The sequence below is a fragment of the Streptomyces sp. NPDC054932 genome, from assembly GCF_053610205.1.
In genome coordinates this window covers 18,392-33,812 of sequence record NZ_JBSGXU010000080.1, presented here as the reverse complement: position 1 = coordinate 33,812, position 15,421 = coordinate 18,392, and the positions used below count along the sequence as shown (strand labels likewise).

The following is a 15,421-nucleotide window of genomic DNA, read 5'->3' as shown; positions in this document are numbered from 1 at the left end:
CTGCCCAGCAGCCGGCCGCCGACAGGGCGGCCCGCCGGCGGCCGGGCCCGGAGCCGGCGGCCGCGTCACGGCCGTCGGCGGGCCGGTGGGCGTAACACGCGACGACGACCGCGATCGCGGCCAGTTCCTCGGGGGCGGCGACGCCCCTCTCCACACGCAGCAGGCTCGCTATCGGGACATCCTTCGACATCGGCACGGCCTCTCTCACGGGGGCTGCGCGTGCGCCCGGTCGCGTCGCGAGGGGCGGATCGGCTCGGCTCCGACGCGGGCGGCACACGGGTGGCTCGGCGCGCTGACGGGACGTGTTCCGCGTGAGCGAACCGGCCGGCGGACTCCGGTCGGATCACCGGGAATCCTGTCGCGGACGACGCTACAAGAGCGTGCCGCGCGCGGCACGCCGGAGCCGGGCGCGCACGCACTCCGCGACGGGAGCCCGGGCCCGGTCCGGACCCCGGGCTCAAGTCGCCCTGTCCTCCCGGCCGCGGCTCCCCCGCCGGACCGGCCGTGACGACCGCCCATCGGCCGCTGCTGTGCCGGGGCTGCGCCGGCAACCTGTACGCCGTCTGCACCATGGACCGCTCCAGGGGGAACACGGTCGGGCACTGGGAGGTCGACCACGAGACGCCCGTGCCGTGCCCGCTGGCCGGTCTGCTGCCGCTGACCGGGACGGCGGCCTCCGTGCACGACCTGCCCGGGGCCGAAGAGGTGATCGGGCCGCCGCCGTGAAATACGGCGAGTTGATCCGTACGGGTGAGCGCCGGGCCCCGCGGCTCCCCGTTGGGCGCCGGTACGGGCCCCGGTCGGCGGTATCGCCGTCGCCCGGGGCCCACGCGACCCCCGCGACCCTCGCGACCCTCGCGACCCTCGCGACCCTCGCGAACCTCGCGAACCCCTTCGCGTTCAATGGTTGAACTCCCCATGCCCATAAGCGCTTTGCCGGTTCAATCTCTTGACGGCCGGTGAGGGCGCGGAGGACAGTGTCCAGCGGCGCCGCTCTGAGAGCGCTCTCAAGGCGCCGAACCCGCTGACCCTTCCCCCCCGCACCGCGCCTCGGCGCGCTTCAGAGAGGGCACCCATGCACGAGATATCCGGCAGGAAGCGACGGACGGTCCGGCGGGCCGTCTTAGCCGCGCTCAGCACGATCTCCGTGGTCGCGGCAGCCGCCGCGGGCGTCGCCCTGCCCGCGACGGCCGCGGCTCCCCCCACACCGGCCGGCTGGTCCCGGGTGTTCCTGGACGACTTCGACGGAGCCGCGGGATCCGGGGTGAACACCGACAACTGGCAGTACACCACCGGCACGTCCTACCCCGGCGGACCCGCCAACTTCGGTACCGGCGAGATCGAGACGATGACCGCCGACCCCTCCAACGTCTCCCTCGACGGCGCGGGCAACCTGCGCATCACGCCGCGCCGGGACGCCGCCGGCAACTGGACGTCCGGACGCATCGAGACCCGGCGCGCCGACTTCGAACCCCCGGCGGGCGGCACGCTCCGTTCGGAGGCCCGCATCCAGATGCCGAACGTGACGGGCCCGGCCGCCAAGGGCTACTGGCCCGCGTTCTGGATGCTCGGCGCCCCCTACCGGGGCAACTGGTGGAACTGGCCGGGCATCGGCGAGATCGACATCCTGGAGAACGTCCAGGGCCTCAACAACGTCTGGGCGACCCTGCATTGCGGCACGAGCCCGGGCGGCCCCTGCAACGAGACCTCCGGGATCGGCGGCCAGCGCGTCTGCCCCGGCGCCAGCTGCCAGGCCGGCTTCCACACGTACGCCGTCGAATGGGACCGCTCGACCGCCGTCGAGGAGATGCGCTTCTACGTCGACGAGTTCAACTTCCATACGGTGCGCGCCAATCAGGTGGACGCGGCGACCTGGACCAATGCCACGAACCACGGCTACTTCATCATCCTGAACGTCGCCATGGGCGGCGGCTTCCCGGACGCCTTCGGCGGCGGACCCGACGCGGGCACCCAGCCCGGGCACGCCATGGTCGTCGACTACGTGTCCGTCCTCCGCTCGACCGGCGGCACCACGCCGCCCACCACTCCCCCGACGACACCCCCCACCACGCCGCCCACCACCCCGCCCACCACGCCGCCGGGTCACCGTGACGCGTACACCGCGATCCAGGCGGAGTCGTACGACGGCCAGTCGGGCGTGGTCAAGGAAACCACCGCGGACAGCGGCGGCGGCCAGGACCTCACGGCGATCGGCAACGGCGACTGGGCGCTGTTCCGGGGCGTGGACTTCGGTTCGGCACCGGCCAGGCAGTTCTACGGCCGCGTGGCGAGCGGTGCGGCGGGCGGGGTCAGCGGGCTGGTCGAGGTACGGCTCGACAGTCCGTCCTCGGCCCCGATCGGCAGCTTCTCGATCGCGTCCACGGGCGGCTGGCAGAGCTGGCGCACGGTACCCGCGAACATCTCGGCGGTCACCGGCACCCACGACGTCTACCTGACCTTCACCAGCGGCCAGCCGGCCGACTTCGTGAGCGTCAACTGGTTCGACTTCGGCCACTGACCGCCCCGCCGGCACGGCGTCGTCCACACGGGCCCCCGCGTGGACGACGCCGCCGCGCGTCGACCGGGGCGGAGAACGCGCCCCTCGCCCGCCCGGCCGGCCGGCCGGCATGACCTGCTCCGGTTCGAGGTCACCGGCCGGCCCCCGGTGGACGGGCGGGGTGCCCGGGGACAGGCTGGTGGACGACCGCATCAGGAGGACACCCATGCCCGACGAGGAACCCCGTGCCGAGCTGGACGCCCGCTACAGCGACGAGCGGGCGGCGGCCGTGCCGTGGCGGGACGCCGTCACCCGGCTGGCCGCCGCGGAGCTGTACTGGCTGACGACCGTACGGCCCGACGCTCGGCCGCACGTCACCCCGCTGATCGGCGTCTGGGCGGACGGCGCGCTGCATTTCTGCACCGGGCCGCAGGAACGCAAGGCCAAGAACCTCCGCGGCAACGCGCACGTCGTCCTCACCACGGGCACCAACACCCTTCACGAGGGATTCGACCTGGTCGTCGAGGGTAGGGCGGTCCGGGTCACGGATCCCGGCCGGCTGCGCCGGCTCGCGGCCGCCTGGGAGGCGAAGTACGGCCCCGAATGGCACTTCGACGTGGGTGACGGCGTGTTCGTCAATCCCGGCGCGGGCGAGGCCGTGGTCTTCGCGGTCCGCCCGGCCACGGCCTTCGGTTTCGGCAAGGGCGGGTACAGCCAGACGCGCTGGCTCTTCTCCTGACCCGCGGCCCCGGGAGCAGCCTGTCCCGCGAGAACCCCGACGTCAGCGGGGTTAGGCTCGGAGCAGGTCGCGAAGGGGATGGTGCGCATGTGTCGCTGGCTCGCCTACTCGGGTTCGCCCATGCTCCTCGACACCGTGCTCTACCGCCCGGAGCACTCGCTGATCAACCAGAGCCTCCGTGCCCGGATGGGCGCCGAACCGACCAATGGCGACGGTTTCGGCATCGGCTGGTACAGCGCGGACGGGGACGGCACACCGGCGGTCTTCCGCGACGTCGGCCCGGCATGGAACAGCCGCAACCTGCAGGAGCTCGCCGCGCACGTCCGCTCGCCGCTGTTCTTCGCTCACGTCCGCGCCTCGACCGGTTCGGCCGTCCAGCAGTCCAACTGTCACCCGTTCCGCCACGGCCGCTGGCTGTGGATGCACAACGGGGCGATCGCGGACTTCCACCGGCTGCAGCGCGACCTGTGCATGGCCGTCGACCCGGCGCTCTTCCCGTCCATCGAAGGGTCCACCGACTCCGAGGTGATGTTCTACCTGGCGGTCACTTTCGGCCTCGACCAGGACGTGCCGGGGGCGGTGGCCAGGATGGCGGGGTTCGTGGAGCGCCTCGGCAAGGAGCACGGCGTCGCGGAACCGCTCCAGATGACGGTGGCGGTGAGTGACGGCGTACGGGTCTGGGCCTTCCGCTACTCCAGCCAGGGGAAGTCCCGGTCGCTCTTCTACAGCACCAGGGCCGAGACCGTCCGGCATCTCCACCCCGAGCTGCCCTACCTCAGGGAGGTCTCGGACGAGACCCGCCTCGTGGTGTCCGAGCCGCTCGGAGACCTGCCCGGTGTGTGGAACGAACTTCCCGAGAGCAGCTACGCGGTGATCCCCTCCGGCCCCGACACGGACTACCTCCCGTTCGTCCCGGAGCTCTGACGCCGGCCGGGCCCCTGTGTACCGGGCCGGGCCGGGCCGGTAGGCGCCTCCCGGGACGCCCGGAGCCTCACCCCGCGCCCACGCCCGGAGGTGATCTTTGTATACCCTGCTGTCCGGCGAGGGGCGGCGCCGTGCGGCCTCCCGCCATGGACATCTTGGAGGAGCACCCGTGACCGAACCGCGTCCCGGCGGCCGCCCCACCCTGGAAGCCGTCGCGGAGCACGCCGGGGTGTCCCGGGCCACCGCCTCCCGCGTGGTCAACGGCGGGGACGGGGTCCGCCCGCACCTGGTGGACCGGGTGCACGCGGCGATCCGGGAGCTGGGGTACGTACCCAACCACGCGGCCCGCACCCTGGTCACCCGGCGCACCGGGGCCGTCGCGGTGATCATCGCCGAGCCGGAGGTCCGGATCTTCTCGGACCCGTTCTTCTCGCGCCAGATCCGGGGCATCGCGAAGGAGTTGACCGCGCACGACACCCAGCTGGTCCTGCTGCTGGTGGAGGACAGCGGCGACTACGACCGGATCGAGCGCTACCTGGCGGGCGGCCACGTCGACGGGGCCCTCGCCTTTTCCCTGCACACCGACGATCCGCTGCCCGCCATCACCCGCCGGATCGGCATGCCCACGGTCTTCGGCGGCCGTCCCGGCTGGACCACCGGTCCGGGCGGGCACGACGCCGTGACCTACGTCGATGCCGACAACCGCGGGGGCGCGCGGGAGGCGGTGCACTACCTGCTGGCACAGGGCCGCAGGCGGATCGCGCACATCGCCGGACCCCTGGACCAGACCTCGGCGGCCGACCGGCTCTCCGGCTACCGGGACGCACTGGCGTCCGCCGGCCCCGAGCTGTTCGCCGAGGGGGACTTCACCCCGGCGGGCGGAGCCCGCGCGATGGCGGAACTGCTGGACCGGGACGCAGGAATCGATGCCGTCTTCGCCGCGAACGACCTGATGGCGACCGGCGCGCTGGACGTGCTGCGGGAACGCGGCCTGACGGTACCGGGGGACGTGGCCCTGGTCGGCTTCGACGACGCCGAACCGGTGGCGGAGAGCGCCGATCCGCCGCTGACGACCGTGCGCCAGGACATCGAGGGCATGGGCCGTCTGATGGCGCGGCTGCTGATGCGCACCCTGAACGCCGGCCCGGGCGAGCGGCACGCGCCCGAACCGGTGATCACCTCCACCGCGCTGGTGCGGCGCGCGTCCGCCTGAACCGCGGCCCGGCCCGCCGGAGCACGTCCCCGGAGCACGTCCCCGGAGTGCGCCGCAGGGGCCCGCCAGGACGGCGGGCCCCTGCGCGTGGGGTACGGAATCCGGCCGGTCAGCGCCGGACCGGGCACTGCTTCCAGGAGAAGTGGTAGACGCTGTTGATGCTGCCGTCCGTCGAGTCGAGCGCCATGAAGCTGGTGTGCGCCGGGTCCGAGGTGCCCACTTCCGCGCGCAGCTCGGTGTTGATGTTGAAGTTGCGCTGCTCGCCGCAGGGCGCGAAGACCAGGGCCTCGATGCCCGTGGTGTCGGTCGCCTGCCAGTTGTCGACGAGCTCGCCGTTGAACTTGTGGGTCCGCTGCGCGGTCTGGCTCATGCCCTGGAAGTAGTAGCTGGCCTTCTGCGTGCCGACCGCGCCCGGCGCGAGGCTGCCGAAGCCGCGGTAGTCCACCTTGGCCACGGCGTAGGTGTAGCCCTGCGGGACGTGGACGTCGAGGGAGAGGAGACAGTTCTTGCGGCCCTCGACGGCGGAGACACCGCCGCCTGCCTGGGCCAGGTACTCGCTGTAGGTGACGGTGAAGGCCGAGTTGTCCGGCGACACGGCGACGGCGGCACTGCCTGGACGGCAGCCCGATCCGTTCACGGAGGCGACGTCCACGGTCACCTGGTCGGTGGGGGCCGCGGGCGCCGAGGACGAGGCCCCGGCGGCGGGGGTGAGCGCGAGGAGCGTCGCGGTCACGGCGGCTGCGGTGAATCCGGTACGGAGGGTCTTGATCACATCGCCATGGATAGCGGTCCGCGGCGGACCCCGGCGGCCGACGGGCACACGGTCTCACCTCGATGGCCGAGAAGCATCACCGCAGAAACGATTAATCGACCCAAATCGCTCCACTGAATGGCCCCAGCCGACCCGGCGTACCGAGTCGCACCCGCTGTCCGTTCCGGTTCGTCCTAATATCGGCGAGGTCCTTCAGGCAATCAGCGGGTACTGGAGCCGGCCGGGGCGCCGGGCCCTCCTGCGGTGAGGAGTCCCATGTCCCGCGCACCACGCTCCACCGCCCTGTCGGCGCTGGCGCTGGCCACCGCCCTGGCCGTCGCGCTGGCCGGCGCCGCCCCGGCCCTCGCCGCGGCCCACCACACCGGCGACGAGGCCGCGGTGCTCGGCGAGGACCACGCCCGCGCCCACACCCGGCTGCGCGAGGCGGCCAAGGGCACCCAGGGGTATCCGCAGTCGAAGCGCACGGCGAGCCTGGCCTCCCTGCAGGAGTCCCAGCGCACGGCCAACGCGAAGTTCGACGCGGCCCGGTTCGGCCGCTTCACCGAGTTCTTCCCCTCCCCCGACTTCGGCGTCCACGTCGCCCAGCTGCCGACGGGCAAGGTGCTGCTCTTCTCCTTCGAGCGCGTGGAGGCCGATCCCACGAAGGAGACCGGACCCACCAACACGGTCGGCCGGACGAACGCGGGCCGCGCCTACCTCTGGGACCCGGCCCGGGGGACCGGGGCGAGGGCCTTCAAGAACGTGCCGCCGCCGGTGGTCCTGATGCCCGACGGCGCCTACGCCCCGCGCCCGGCGCCGTTCTTCTGCGCCGGCCACTCCTACCTCCCCAACGGCATGGTCGGGGTGTTCGGCGGCAACGTCGGCGGGAAGGGCGGGAGCGGCGCCAAGCTGTCCTTCGTCTTCGACCCGTGGACCGAGAAGTGGTTCCGCAACCGAGACATGTCGGTGGGGCGCTGGTACCCCTCGGTCGTGACCGGGCCGGACGGCCGGCAGATCATCATGTCCGGCCAGTCCGAGCGCGGCACGGGCACACCCACTCCGGTGGTGGAGCGCTTCCCCGCGCTCGGGCGCCCCGTGCCCTGGCGTTCGTACGACATCCCGGCGAACGTCCCCTCGGAGCGGCTCCGGTCGGACGCCCCCTTCCGGAACGACTACCCGCACCTCTTCTCGCTGCGGGACGGAAAGATCTACGGGCTCGGCCGCGACGCCGACCAGCAGTGGCTCTTCGACCCGGTCAAGGACACCCGCACCGACCTGCCCCGGCGGCCCGCCGACTTCCGGGGCTACGGTTCGGCGGTGCCGCTGCCTGCCGGCCTTCGGGGCCCGGACTCCGTTCTGGTGCTCGGCGGCGACCCGCGCGACCCGCTCACGTACCGGCTGTCCGGGGGCCGCTGGAGCATCGAGGAGCCGAGGGCCTTCGGCCGCACCCAGGACGGGACCCTGATCCTGCCGGACGGGACGCTGCTCACCGTGAACGGCGCCCTGGACACCCGGAACTACGGCAACGGGCCCTTCAACCCGAAGGCCGACCTGAAGTACCGGCAGATCGAAGTGCGCGACGCGCACGGCCGCTGGAGGCTGGGGCCCGCCCAGCGGCTGCCCCGCGGCTACCACTCCAACGCCCTGGTCCTGCCGGACGGCCGGATGATGGTCACCGGCGACGAGCTCCAGCAGATCGCCAACGATCCGGACATCAAGGACGGGATGGACGGCAGCATCGAGCTGTACGAGCCCGCCTACCTGCACCGGGGCGCCCGGCCGGCGCTCGACCGGGCCCCGGCGGGCGACCTCGGCCACGACACGGCCTTCCAGGTCACGAGCTCGACGCCGGAGGACGTCAAACGCGCCGTGCTGCTGGCCCCGACGACCGTCACGCACTCGGTGAACACCAGCCAGCGCCACCTGGACCTCCGGATCACCGGGGTCCACGGCTCCACGATCGGGCTCCGCACGCCGCCGGGCGCGGCCGACGCCCCGCCTGGGTACTACATGCTCTTCCTGCTCAACGCGAAGGGCGTCCCCAGCACCGCGAAGTGGATCAAGCTGGGCACCCGCACCCACACCCGCACCCGCTAGGCCTGGGCCTGGGCCTGGGCCTGGGCGAACCGTACGACGGCCGCGCGCCCGCCCGTACGGACCCGGCAGTCGAGCGGCCCCGTCAGCAGGGCCGCGTCGTACGGGAGCAGCTCCGCGCGGTCACCGGCCCGTTCGAGTACGGCCGTCCCCTCCAGCGCGACCACCAGCAGCGTCCCGCCCGGCGGGGCCGCGAGGGCGAGCGCGCCCCGTACGACGGCGGTCTGCGCCTCCACCGCGCCCCTGCGGTACATCACGTTGAAGTTCACGACCGGGCCGGAGAGCAGCCGGCAGTCGGTCGGCTCGTCCCCGGGGAAGTCCTGCGGCGCGAACCGCTCGTCCACGACTCGGCGTACGCCCGCCACCGTGAGGTCCATGCCCGCGCCCTCGGCGAGGGTCAGGGTGCGCCCGATGCCGGGGAAGGCCGAGAACGGGCCGTCGGCGGCGACCTCGGCCAGGCTCACGCGCCAGCCGAATCCGTCCATGTCAGCGCCCTCGGGCCAGGCAGCGATCTCCCGGGTGACTCCCCCGCCGTTCTTCCAGACGGTGGCGGTTCGGTCGGCCGCCCGCAGGACGCACAGCGCGCCGGCGCCGCTCACGCCGCCGGCCCGGCCAGTCGCTCGCCCAGCTCTGCGGCATCGGCGAGAAACCACGTCTGCGTCCCGCGGTTGCACTCCCGGACGAAGTCGCGCAGCGCCGGACTGGCCTCCGTGTGGCGCGAGATGTCGCCCAGGACGACGATCCCGACCCGGTACTGGACGAACTTCTGGATGATCGCTCCGGCGACGCGGGTGCCCAGCCGGAAGAACGCGTCGTCGAACCGCCCGGCGGGGATGACGACCCACTGGGCACCCTGGTAGCCGGCGTCGCCGATGCAGTCGAGTGCCTCGCGTTCACCGGCGATGACCTCGCCCTCGTCCTCGCACATCAGCACGGACACGTCGTTGATCGTCTGCAAAGTGCTCATGGAGGCCGAGGCTACTTCAGGTGCCCTTCTCCATCGAGGGGCGCAGGCGGCCCAGCAGGGCGTAGAGCGTCGCGCTCTCCGCCTCGTCGAGGGCATCCAGGGCCCCGTGCATGGCCTGCATCTCCTCGCGCACGCGACGGATGACCTCGCGGCCCGCGTCCGTGGCGACGACGTTCTTGACGCGGCGGTCGGCGGGGTCCGCTTCCCGGCGCACCAGCTCGCGGGCCTCCAGGCGGTCGACGATGCCGGTCACGTTCGAGGCGTCGCACACCAGCAGGGTGGCGAGGCCGCGCATGGGTACGGGGCCGTCGAGCTGGGCGAGGACCCTGGCCTGGGTGGAGGTGAGGCCGTAATGGGCCGCGGCGGCCGCGAACTCGCGCCATTGGGCGGTGCCGATCGCGGCGAGCAGCTCCAGCAGCTGGAGCTTGGTGGGGGTCTGCGTGGCGGTGTCGCTCATACCTGGAGCGTACTCAGGAAGCTTCACATTATCAATTGTTTACTTGACCACCTTAACTATCCACGTCTACCGTCGGTCGAGTTACTTGAGAAGGTCAAACATCTGCGTTCCGAAGCTCTTCAGCTCCGAAACACGAAGAAGGTTCACCCCAGCCATGAGCACCCCCTCCCCCGCCATCCCGGCCGCCGGGCACCGGAACGAGACGGTCATCGTCTTCGCCCTGAGCCTGGCCGCCATGGTCGTGTCGATGATGCAGACCCTGCCGGTCCCGATCCTCGGCCTCATCCGCCAGGACCTCGGCACCACGACGGCCAACGTGAGCTGGGTGACCACCGCCACCCTCCTGTCGGCCGCCGTCTTCACCCCGCTGCTGGGCCGGTTCGGCGACCAGCACGGCAAGAAGCCCACCCTGGTCGCCGTGCTCGGCGTGATGGTCGTCGGCTCCGTCATCGCCGCGCTGGCGTCCTCGCTGCCGCTGCTCATCCTGGGCCGGGTGCTCCAGGGAGCGGCCACCGCGATCTTCCCGCTGGCCCTCTCGGTCCTGCGCGAGGAGGTCCGCCCGCAGAAGCTTCCGGGCGCGATGGCCCTGGTCAGCGGCACGCTCGCATTCGGCAGCGGGCTCGCCCTCGTCGCGACCGGGCTGCTCACCTCGGGCTCCGGCGCGGACTACCGCAACGCCTTCTGGATGGCGACCGGCTTCGCGGTCCTCGCCCTGCTCGCGGTCGTGTTCCTGGTTCCCGCGACCCGCCACAAGACCGGCGGTCGCACCGACTTCCTCGGAGCCCTGACCCTCGGCATCGCGCTGCTGCTGCTCCTGCTGCCGATCTCCCAGGGCCACGAGTGGGGCTGGGGCTCCGCCCGCACGCTGGGCAGCTTCGCCGGCGCCGCCGTCATGACCGCCGCCTGGGTGCTCGTCGAGCGCAAGGTGCGCGAGCCCCTCGTCGACATGAAGATGTTCGTCCACCGCCCCGTGCTCATGGCCAACCTGGCCGGCGTCCTCGTCGGCTTCGGCATGTTCGCGAACTTCCTTGGCGTCTCGTACCTCGTCCAGATGCCCGAGGCGCTCACCGGCTACGGCTTCGACGCGTCCATCCTGCGCGCGTCCGTGCAGTTCCTGCTGCCCGGCGCCATCGTCTCGCTGCTCGCCTCGCCCGTGGGCGGCCAGATCGTGCGCCACCGCGGTCCGCGCACGGCGCTGGCGCTCGCGGCCGGACTCGGCGCGGCCGGTTTCGCCTGGCTCGTCCTGGACCACCAGCACAGCTTCTCGGTGATCGGTGCCGGGCTCGTGGTCGGCGCGGCCGTCAGCTTCGGCTACGCCGCCATGCCCGCCGTGATCATGTCCAGCGTCCCGCACCACCAGAGCGGCATCGCCAACGGCATCAACTCGATCTCCCGCTCCACCGGCAGCGCGATCGGCAGCGCGGTCGTCACCACGATCCTGGCCTCCAAGACCATCGAGCACCTGCCGGCGGGGGTCCCTCCGCTGCCCGCCGAGTCCGGTTTCACCCTCACCTTCGGGATCGGAGCCGTGGCCTTCGCGCTGGTCGCCGTGATCAGCTGGATCGGCCTGCGCGGTGGTCACGGCATTCGGCCGACGGCCTCCGGACCGGCGGCTGCGGCCGAGCCGGCCACGGCGGCCGTGACGGTCGAGAAGGCGGAGAACGCGGAGAAGGCGGACGCCACCCGCTGACCCCGCGTGTCGCTCGCGGCGGCCGGGCCCCCCGCCCTTGCATGGTGGGTGCATGAAGGCCAAGGACATCATCGCCGACGGGTTCGGACGCATCCGGGAGGTCGTGCACGAGGTCGTGGAGGGGGTCCCGGCGGACCTGCTCAACGCCCGCGTGGACCCGGCGGCGAACTCGATCACCTGGCTGGTCTGGCATCTGACCCGGATCCAGGACGACCACCTCGCGGACGCGGCCGACACCGAGCAGGTGTGGGACTCCGACGGGTGGTCGGACCGGTTCGCGCTGCCGCTGCCCGCCGGGGCGACCGGGTACGGGCACTCGCCGCGGGACGTCTACACCGTGCGGGTCGATTCGGGCGAGCTGCTGCTGGGGTACTTCGACGCGGTGCACGAGCGCACCGCGCGGTTCGTCCGGGGGCTGACCGCCGCCGACCTGGAACGGGTGGTCGACGAGCGCTGGGACCCGCCGGTCACCCTCGGGGTCCGCCTGGTCAGCGTGCTGGCGGACGACCTCCAGCACGCCGGGCAGGCGGCCTTCGTACGGGGCGTGCTGGAGCGGGACCGGGGCGCTTGAGGGCGCTGCCGTGCCGTTGCCCGGACAGCGGCCGCCACCGGGCGCGCCGGAGCACGTACAGCGGGCCGGGAGCCCGGTGGGGTCCCGGCCCTCGCGGGTTACGCTCCGCTCGCCTCGAGCATCTCCTCGCGCTCGACGATCTTCACCCGCTCGCGGCCCTGGGGCTCACCGAGGGCCTTCTCGGCCGCGTCCAGCCGGTGCCAGCCCTCCCACGTCGTGTAGCGGACGCTGCGCTCGGCGAGGAAGGACTCGACGGCCTCCGGCGCCGGCGAGGCCGGCTCGCTCAGGCGGCCCTCGGCGTGGTCGGCGAGCAGGTTCGCCACGGTTTCGTTCGCGTCGCCCTTGGTGTGGCCGATCAGGCCGACGGGTCCGCGCCGGATCCATCCGGTGACGTAGGTCGACTGCAGGTGGCCGCCGGCCTCGATCACACGGCCGCCCTCGTCCGGGACCGTGCCGGACTCGACGTCCCAGGGCAGCTTGGGCAGCTCGTCGGAGAGGTAGCCCACGGCCCGGTAGACGGACTGGATGTCCCAGTCGGTGAACTGGCCCGTGCCCTTGACGTTGCCGGTGCCGTCGAGCTCGGTGCGCTCGGTGCGCAGCCCGACGACCTTGCCGTCCTCGCCGAGGATCTCGGCGGGCGACTCGAAGAAGTGCAGGAACAGCTTGTGCGGGCGCTCGCCGATGTCGCGGATCGCCCAGTTCTCCAGGGTCTTGGCGACCATGTCGGCCTGCTTGTTGGCCCGGCGGGTCGCTATGGAGCCCTCGTCGTAGTCGATGTCCTCGGGGTTGACGATGACCTCGATGTTGGGCGAGTGGTCCAGCTCACGGAGCTCCATGGGGCTGAACTTGGCCTGAGCCGGTCCGCGGCGGCCGAAGACGTGCACCTCGAGGGCCTTGTTCGCCTTGAGCCCGTCGTAGACGTTCGCCGGGATCTCGGTCGGCAGCAGCTCGTCGGCCGTCTTGGCGAGGATGCGCGCCACGTCGAGGGCGACGTTGCCGACGCCGAGCACGGCGACCTTCTCGGCCTCCAGCGGCCAGGTGCGCGGGACGTCCGGGTGGCCGTCGTACCAGGAGACGAAGTCGGCGGCGCCGTAGGAGCCGTCGAGCTCGACGCCCGGGATGGTCAGGGCGCGGTCGGCCGTGGCGCCGGTGGAGAAGATCACGGCGTCGTAGAAGGACTGCAGCTCGTCGAGGCTGATGTCGTTCGGGTAGTCGACGTTCCCGAAGAGACGCACCTGCGGCTTGTCGAGCACCTGGTGCAGGGCGGTGATGATGCCCTTGATCCGCGGGTGGTCGGGGGCGACGCCGTACCGGATCAGGCCGAAGGGCGCCGGCATCCGCTCGAAGAGGTCGATGGACACACCGGGCTCGACGGCGGCCTCGGACTTCAGCAGCGCGTCGGCGGCATAGATTCCGGCGGGGCCGGCACCGACGATTGCTACCCGCAGAGGGCGAGGCATGGCAGAGGTTCCCTTCGAGCGACGGCAAGGTGGATCAAAGGGAACCCTAAACGAAGGTAAACCTAACTCAGCACCCGGCATCCCTTTATGACCTCATAACCACAACTTATGGCCTCCCCAAGCAGTGCTTGGAGTCCAGGGGAAGTCGCTGGTCAGCGGGGACGCCAGCTGACAGACTGAAACGGCTTGATCACCCCAGGAGGACAAAATGGCTGACGAAACCGACACCCCGCAGGACGAGTCCCCCGCCGACGCGGCCAAGCGCAAGTTCCGGGAGGCCCTGGACCGCAACGCCGCGAACGCCCAGTCCCAGCAGGCGCACCAGAGCCGGGCGAAGGTCCAGGGCGCCAGCAGCGGCCCCGGCGGGAAGAACAAGAAGGTCCGCCGCAAGACCGGCTGACCCTCGGCCACGAGGAGCCCGCCCCCGCCGTCAGGGCCGGGGGTGGCTCAACCCGCATTGGGCCACTCGGGTGAGTGGGGATAACCCCGGGCGCCGTCGACAGTTGATCAGCACGTCCCGCCGAGGGCAGCCATCACACGCGACAGTGCGACCAGAAGGATCCCCACATGTTCAAGAAGTTCATGGCCACCGCAGCCGCCACCGCAGCCGTGCTCGGCGCGGGTGCCGCAGTCGCCTCCCCCGCGATGGCGATCGGCAACGACAACGGCGTGAACACCGTCAACGGCAACGGCTCGGCCCAGATCTTCGGCAACCAGGAGACCCACGGCAAGATGAGCCCGCAGCTCGGCGCCGTGCAGGGCTCGCTCAACAAGCTCTGCATCGGACTGCCGGCCAAGGTCAACGCCCAGTCCCTGTTCGCGGTCCTCGCCAACATCGGCGTCCAGGACGTCAACGTCCTCGCCAGCCCGCAGAACCAGCAGTGCACCGAGAACTCCACCCAGGCCAAGGGTGACGAGGCCCTCTCGCACATCGCCAGCAACATCCCGATCCTCTCCGGGAACCTCTCCCAGGGCAGCTGATCGGCTCGATTCCGCGCCGGTGTCACGCATCACGCGTGACACCGGCGTTTCATTTGGTCTAGACCTTGACAGGTTCAGACCATTTTCGCTTCAGTGGGCACCGTTGCCCCCCGGCAATTCCCCCCACTGAAGGAGCAGTTACGTGATACGAGCGCTTCGCCGTCGCGCCCTCGCGCTGGCGGCCGCCGCGGCCGTCACCGCCGGCCTGGCCATCGCCCTCCCCTCCTCCTCCGCCTCCGCGGCGCCCCCCTGCGCCGGCGCCTGGGCCTCCTCCGCCGTCTACACGAACGGCATGACCGCCTCCCACGGCGGCCACAACTGGCAGGCGAAGTGGTGGACCCAGGGCGAGACGCCCGGCACCACCGGCCAGTGGGGCGTCTGGTCCGACCAGGGCGCCTGCGGCGGCGGCCAGGACCCGGATCCGGGCAACCCGACCGGATTCGTGGTCTCCGAGGCCCAGTTCAACCAGATGTTCCCGAACCGGAACCTCTTCTACACCTACAACGGCCTGGTCACGGCGCTGTCCGCCTACCCCGGTTTCGCCAAGACCGGCGACGACACCACCAAGCGGCGCGAGGCCGCCGCCTTCCTCGCCAACGTCTCCCACGAGACGGGCGGACTCGTGCACATCGTGGAGCAGAACACCGCCAACTACCCCCACTACTGCGACGCGAGCCAGCCCTACGGCTGTCCCGCCGGACAGGCCGCCTACTACGGCCGCGGGCCCATCCAGCTCAGCTGGAACTTCAACTACAAGGCGGCCGGGGACGCCCTCGGCATCAACCTCCTCGCCAACCCGTACCTCGTGGAGCAGGATCCGGCCGTCGCCATGAAGACGGCGCTCTGGTACTGGAACACCCAGAACGGCCCCGGCACGATGACCGCCCACGCCGCCATGGTGAACGGCGCGGGCTTCGGCGAGACCATCCGCTCCATCAACGGCTCGCTGGAGTGCAACGGCGGCAACCCCGCCCAGGTCCAGAGCCGGATCTCGAAGTACCAGAGCTTCACCCAGCTGCTCGGGGTGACCCCCGGGAACAACCTCGGCTGCTGACCGGGGAGACGGCCGGCCGTGCG

At 71.8% G+C, this 15,421-nt stretch carries 17 protein-coding genes; 11 read left to right on the top strand and 6 right to left on the bottom strand.

Annotation, left to right across the window (positions count from 1 at the left end; all coding sequences use genetic code 11):
• Positions 1-190: acyl-CoA carboxylase epsilon subunit (locus ACWGE1_RS22040; protein WP_453422183.1), on the bottom strand; the 190-nt coding region annotated here is incomplete at its 3' end.
• Positions 191-504: 314 nt separating this feature from the next.
• On the opposite strand from ACWGE1_RS22040, the gene ACWGE1_RS22035 reads away from it, so the two are divergent.
• From ACWGE1_RS22035 to ACWGE1_RS22015, 5 genes are all read left to right on the top strand, one after another.
• Positions 505-726: a hypothetical protein gene (locus ACWGE1_RS22035; RefSeq protein ID WP_453422182.1), complete on the top strand. Its 222-nt coding sequence runs from the start codon at positions 505-507 to the stop codon at positions 724-726.
• Positions 727-1,075: 349 nt separating this feature from the next.
• A complete protein-coding gene (locus tag ACWGE1_RS22030) occupies positions 1,076-2,518 on the top strand; it encodes a glycoside hydrolase family 16 protein (protein WP_453422181.1) in 1,443 nt (480 codons plus the stop codon).
• 205 nt (positions 2,519-2,723) lie between these two features.
• On the top strand, positions 2,724-3,236 hold the full coding sequence (locus ACWGE1_RS22025) for a pyridoxamine 5'-phosphate oxidase family protein (RefSeq protein ID WP_453422180.1): 513 nt from the start codon (positions 2,724-2,726) through the stop codon (positions 3,234-3,236).
• Positions 3,237-3,323: 87 nt separating this feature from the next.
• Positions 3,324-4,160, top strand: a complete 837-nt coding sequence (locus tag ACWGE1_RS22020; RefSeq protein WP_453422179.1) for a class II glutamine amidotransferase — start codon at positions 3,324-3,326, stop codon at positions 4,158-4,160.
• A gap of 169 nt (positions 4,161-4,329) precedes the next feature.
• Positions 4,330-5,373: a LacI family DNA-binding transcriptional regulator gene (locus ACWGE1_RS22015; RefSeq protein WP_453422178.1), complete on the top strand. Its 1,044-nt coding sequence runs from the start codon at positions 4,330-4,332 to the stop codon at positions 5,371-5,373.
• A gap of 109 nt (positions 5,374-5,482) precedes the next feature.
• On the opposite strand, the gene ACWGE1_RS22010 is transcribed toward ACWGE1_RS22015, so the two are convergent.
• Entirely contained in the window at positions 5,483-6,145 is a 663-nt protein-coding gene (locus ACWGE1_RS22010; protein WP_453422177.1) for a DUF4360 domain-containing protein, read from the bottom strand.
• Positions 6,146-6,400: 255 nt separating this feature from the next.
• Here ACWGE1_RS22010 and ACWGE1_RS22005 point away from each other — a divergent pair, with 255 nt between their 5' ends.
• Positions 6,401-8,221, top strand: coding sequence for a galactose oxidase-like domain-containing protein (locus ACWGE1_RS22005; protein WP_453422176.1), 1,821 nt, complete (start codon positions 6,401-6,403; stop codon positions 8,219-8,221).
• Here ACWGE1_RS22005 and ACWGE1_RS22000 read toward each other — a convergent pair.
• The 3 genes from ACWGE1_RS22000 to ACWGE1_RS21990 are packed head-to-tail and all read right to left on the bottom strand — an operon-like array spanning position 8,218 to position 9,642.
• Complete coding sequence (locus tag ACWGE1_RS22000) at positions 8,218-8,817, bottom strand: HutD/Ves family protein (protein WP_453422175.1); 600 nt, start codon at positions 8,815-8,817, stop codon at positions 8,218-8,220. The two genes, ACWGE1_RS22005 and ACWGE1_RS22000, sit on opposite strands and share 4 nt — an antisense overlap.
• A complete protein-coding gene (locus ACWGE1_RS21995; protein ID WP_453422174.1) occupies positions 8,814-9,185 on the bottom strand; it encodes a DUF4180 domain-containing protein in 372 nt (123 codons plus the stop codon). Before ACWGE1_RS21995 ends, ACWGE1_RS22000 begins: the two co-directional genes overlap by 4 nt.
• A gap of 16 nt (positions 9,186-9,201) precedes the next feature.
• The gene (locus ACWGE1_RS21990; protein ID WP_453422173.1) at positions 9,202-9,642 is read right to left on the bottom strand and encodes a MarR family winged helix-turn-helix transcriptional regulator; all 441 of its coding nucleotides are present in this window, start codon (positions 9,640-9,642) and stop codon (positions 9,202-9,204) included.
• Between the two features lie 154 nt (positions 9,643-9,796).
• Here ACWGE1_RS21990 and ACWGE1_RS21985 point away from each other — a divergent pair, with 154 nt between their 5' ends.
• Both ACWGE1_RS21985 and ACWGE1_RS21980 read left to right on the top strand, forming a co-directional pair.
• The gene (locus ACWGE1_RS21985) at positions 9,797-11,332 is read left to right on the top strand and encodes an MFS transporter (RefSeq protein ID WP_453422172.1); all 1,536 of its coding nucleotides are present in this window, start codon (positions 9,797-9,799) and stop codon (positions 11,330-11,332) included.
• Positions 11,333-11,384: 52 nt separating this feature from the next.
• Positions 11,385-11,903: a mycothiol transferase gene (locus ACWGE1_RS21980; RefSeq protein WP_453422171.1), complete on the top strand. Its 519-nt coding sequence runs from the start codon at positions 11,385-11,387 to the stop codon at positions 11,901-11,903.
• Between the two features lie 98 nt (positions 11,904-12,001).
• On the opposite strand, the gene ACWGE1_RS21975 is transcribed toward ACWGE1_RS21980, so the two are convergent.
• Positions 12,002-13,363 carry an FAD-dependent oxidoreductase gene (locus ACWGE1_RS21975; protein WP_453422170.1) on the bottom strand — a complete coding sequence of 454 codons (1,362 nt, stop codon included), beginning with the start codon at positions 13,361-13,363 and terminating at the stop codon, positions 12,002-12,004.
• Positions 13,364-13,571: 208 nt separating this feature from the next.
• On the opposite strand from ACWGE1_RS21975, the gene ACWGE1_RS21970 reads away from it, so the two are divergent.
• From ACWGE1_RS21970 to ACWGE1_RS21960, 3 genes are all read left to right on the top strand, one after another.
• Positions 13,572-13,763: a DUF5302 domain-containing protein gene (locus ACWGE1_RS21970; RefSeq protein ID WP_030384532.1), complete on the top strand. Its 192-nt coding sequence runs from the start codon at positions 13,572-13,574 to the stop codon at positions 13,761-13,763.
• Between the two features lie 167 nt (positions 13,764-13,930).
• Complete coding sequence (locus ACWGE1_RS21965; protein ID WP_453422169.1) at positions 13,931-14,344, top strand: rodlin; 414 nt, start codon at positions 13,931-13,933, stop codon at positions 14,342-14,344.
• Between the two features lie 142 nt (positions 14,345-14,486).
• Positions 14,487-15,398 carry a glycoside hydrolase family 19 protein gene (locus tag ACWGE1_RS21960; protein ID WP_453422168.1) on the top strand — a complete coding sequence of 304 codons (912 nt, stop codon included), beginning with the start codon at positions 14,487-14,489 and terminating at the stop codon, positions 15,396-15,398.
• Positions 15,399-15,421: the final 23 nt, after the last annotated feature.

Excerpts from the sequence above, each read along its gene's own strand:
- ACWGE1_RS22020 (WP_453422179.1), top strand. The coding sequence starts at position 3,324 with ATGTGTCGCTGGCTCGCCTACTCGGGTTCGCCCATGCTCCTCGACACC.
- ACWGE1_RS21985 (WP_453422172.1), top strand. The coding sequence starts at position 9,797 with ATGAGCACCCCCTCCCCCGCCATCCCGGCCGCCGGGCACCGGAACGAG.
- ACWGE1_RS21995 (WP_453422174.1), bottom strand. The coding sequence starts at position 9,185 with ATGAGCACTTTGCAGACGATCAACGACGTGTCCGTGCTGATGTGCGAG.
- ACWGE1_RS21975 (WP_453422170.1), bottom strand. The coding sequence starts at position 13,363 with ATGCCTCGCCCTCTGCGGGTAGCAATCGTCGGTGCCGGCCCCGCCGGA.
- ACWGE1_RS21970 (WP_030384532.1), top strand. The coding sequence starts at position 13,572 with ATGGCTGACGAAACCGACACCCCGCAGGACGAGTCCCCCGCCGACGCG.
- ACWGE1_RS22025 (WP_453422180.1), top strand. The coding sequence starts at position 2,724 with ATGCCCGACGAGGAACCCCGTGCCGAGCTGGACGCCCGCTACAGCGAC.
- ACWGE1_RS22030 (WP_453422181.1), top strand. The coding sequence starts at position 1,076 with ATGCACGAGATATCCGGCAGGAAGCGACGGACGGTCCGGCGGGCCGTC.
- ACWGE1_RS21980 (WP_453422171.1), top strand. The coding sequence starts at position 11,385 with ATGAAGGCCAAGGACATCATCGCCGACGGGTTCGGACGCATCCGGGAG.
- ACWGE1_RS21990 (WP_453422173.1), bottom strand. The coding sequence starts at position 9,642 with ATGAGCGACACCGCCACGCAGACCCCCACCAAGCTCCAGCTGCTGGAG.
- ACWGE1_RS22005 (WP_453422176.1), top strand. The coding sequence starts at position 6,401 with ATGTCCCGCGCACCACGCTCCACCGCCCTGTCGGCGCTGGCGCTGGCC.
- ACWGE1_RS21965 (WP_453422169.1), top strand. The coding sequence starts at position 13,931 with ATGTTCAAGAAGTTCATGGCCACCGCAGCCGCCACCGCAGCCGTGCTC.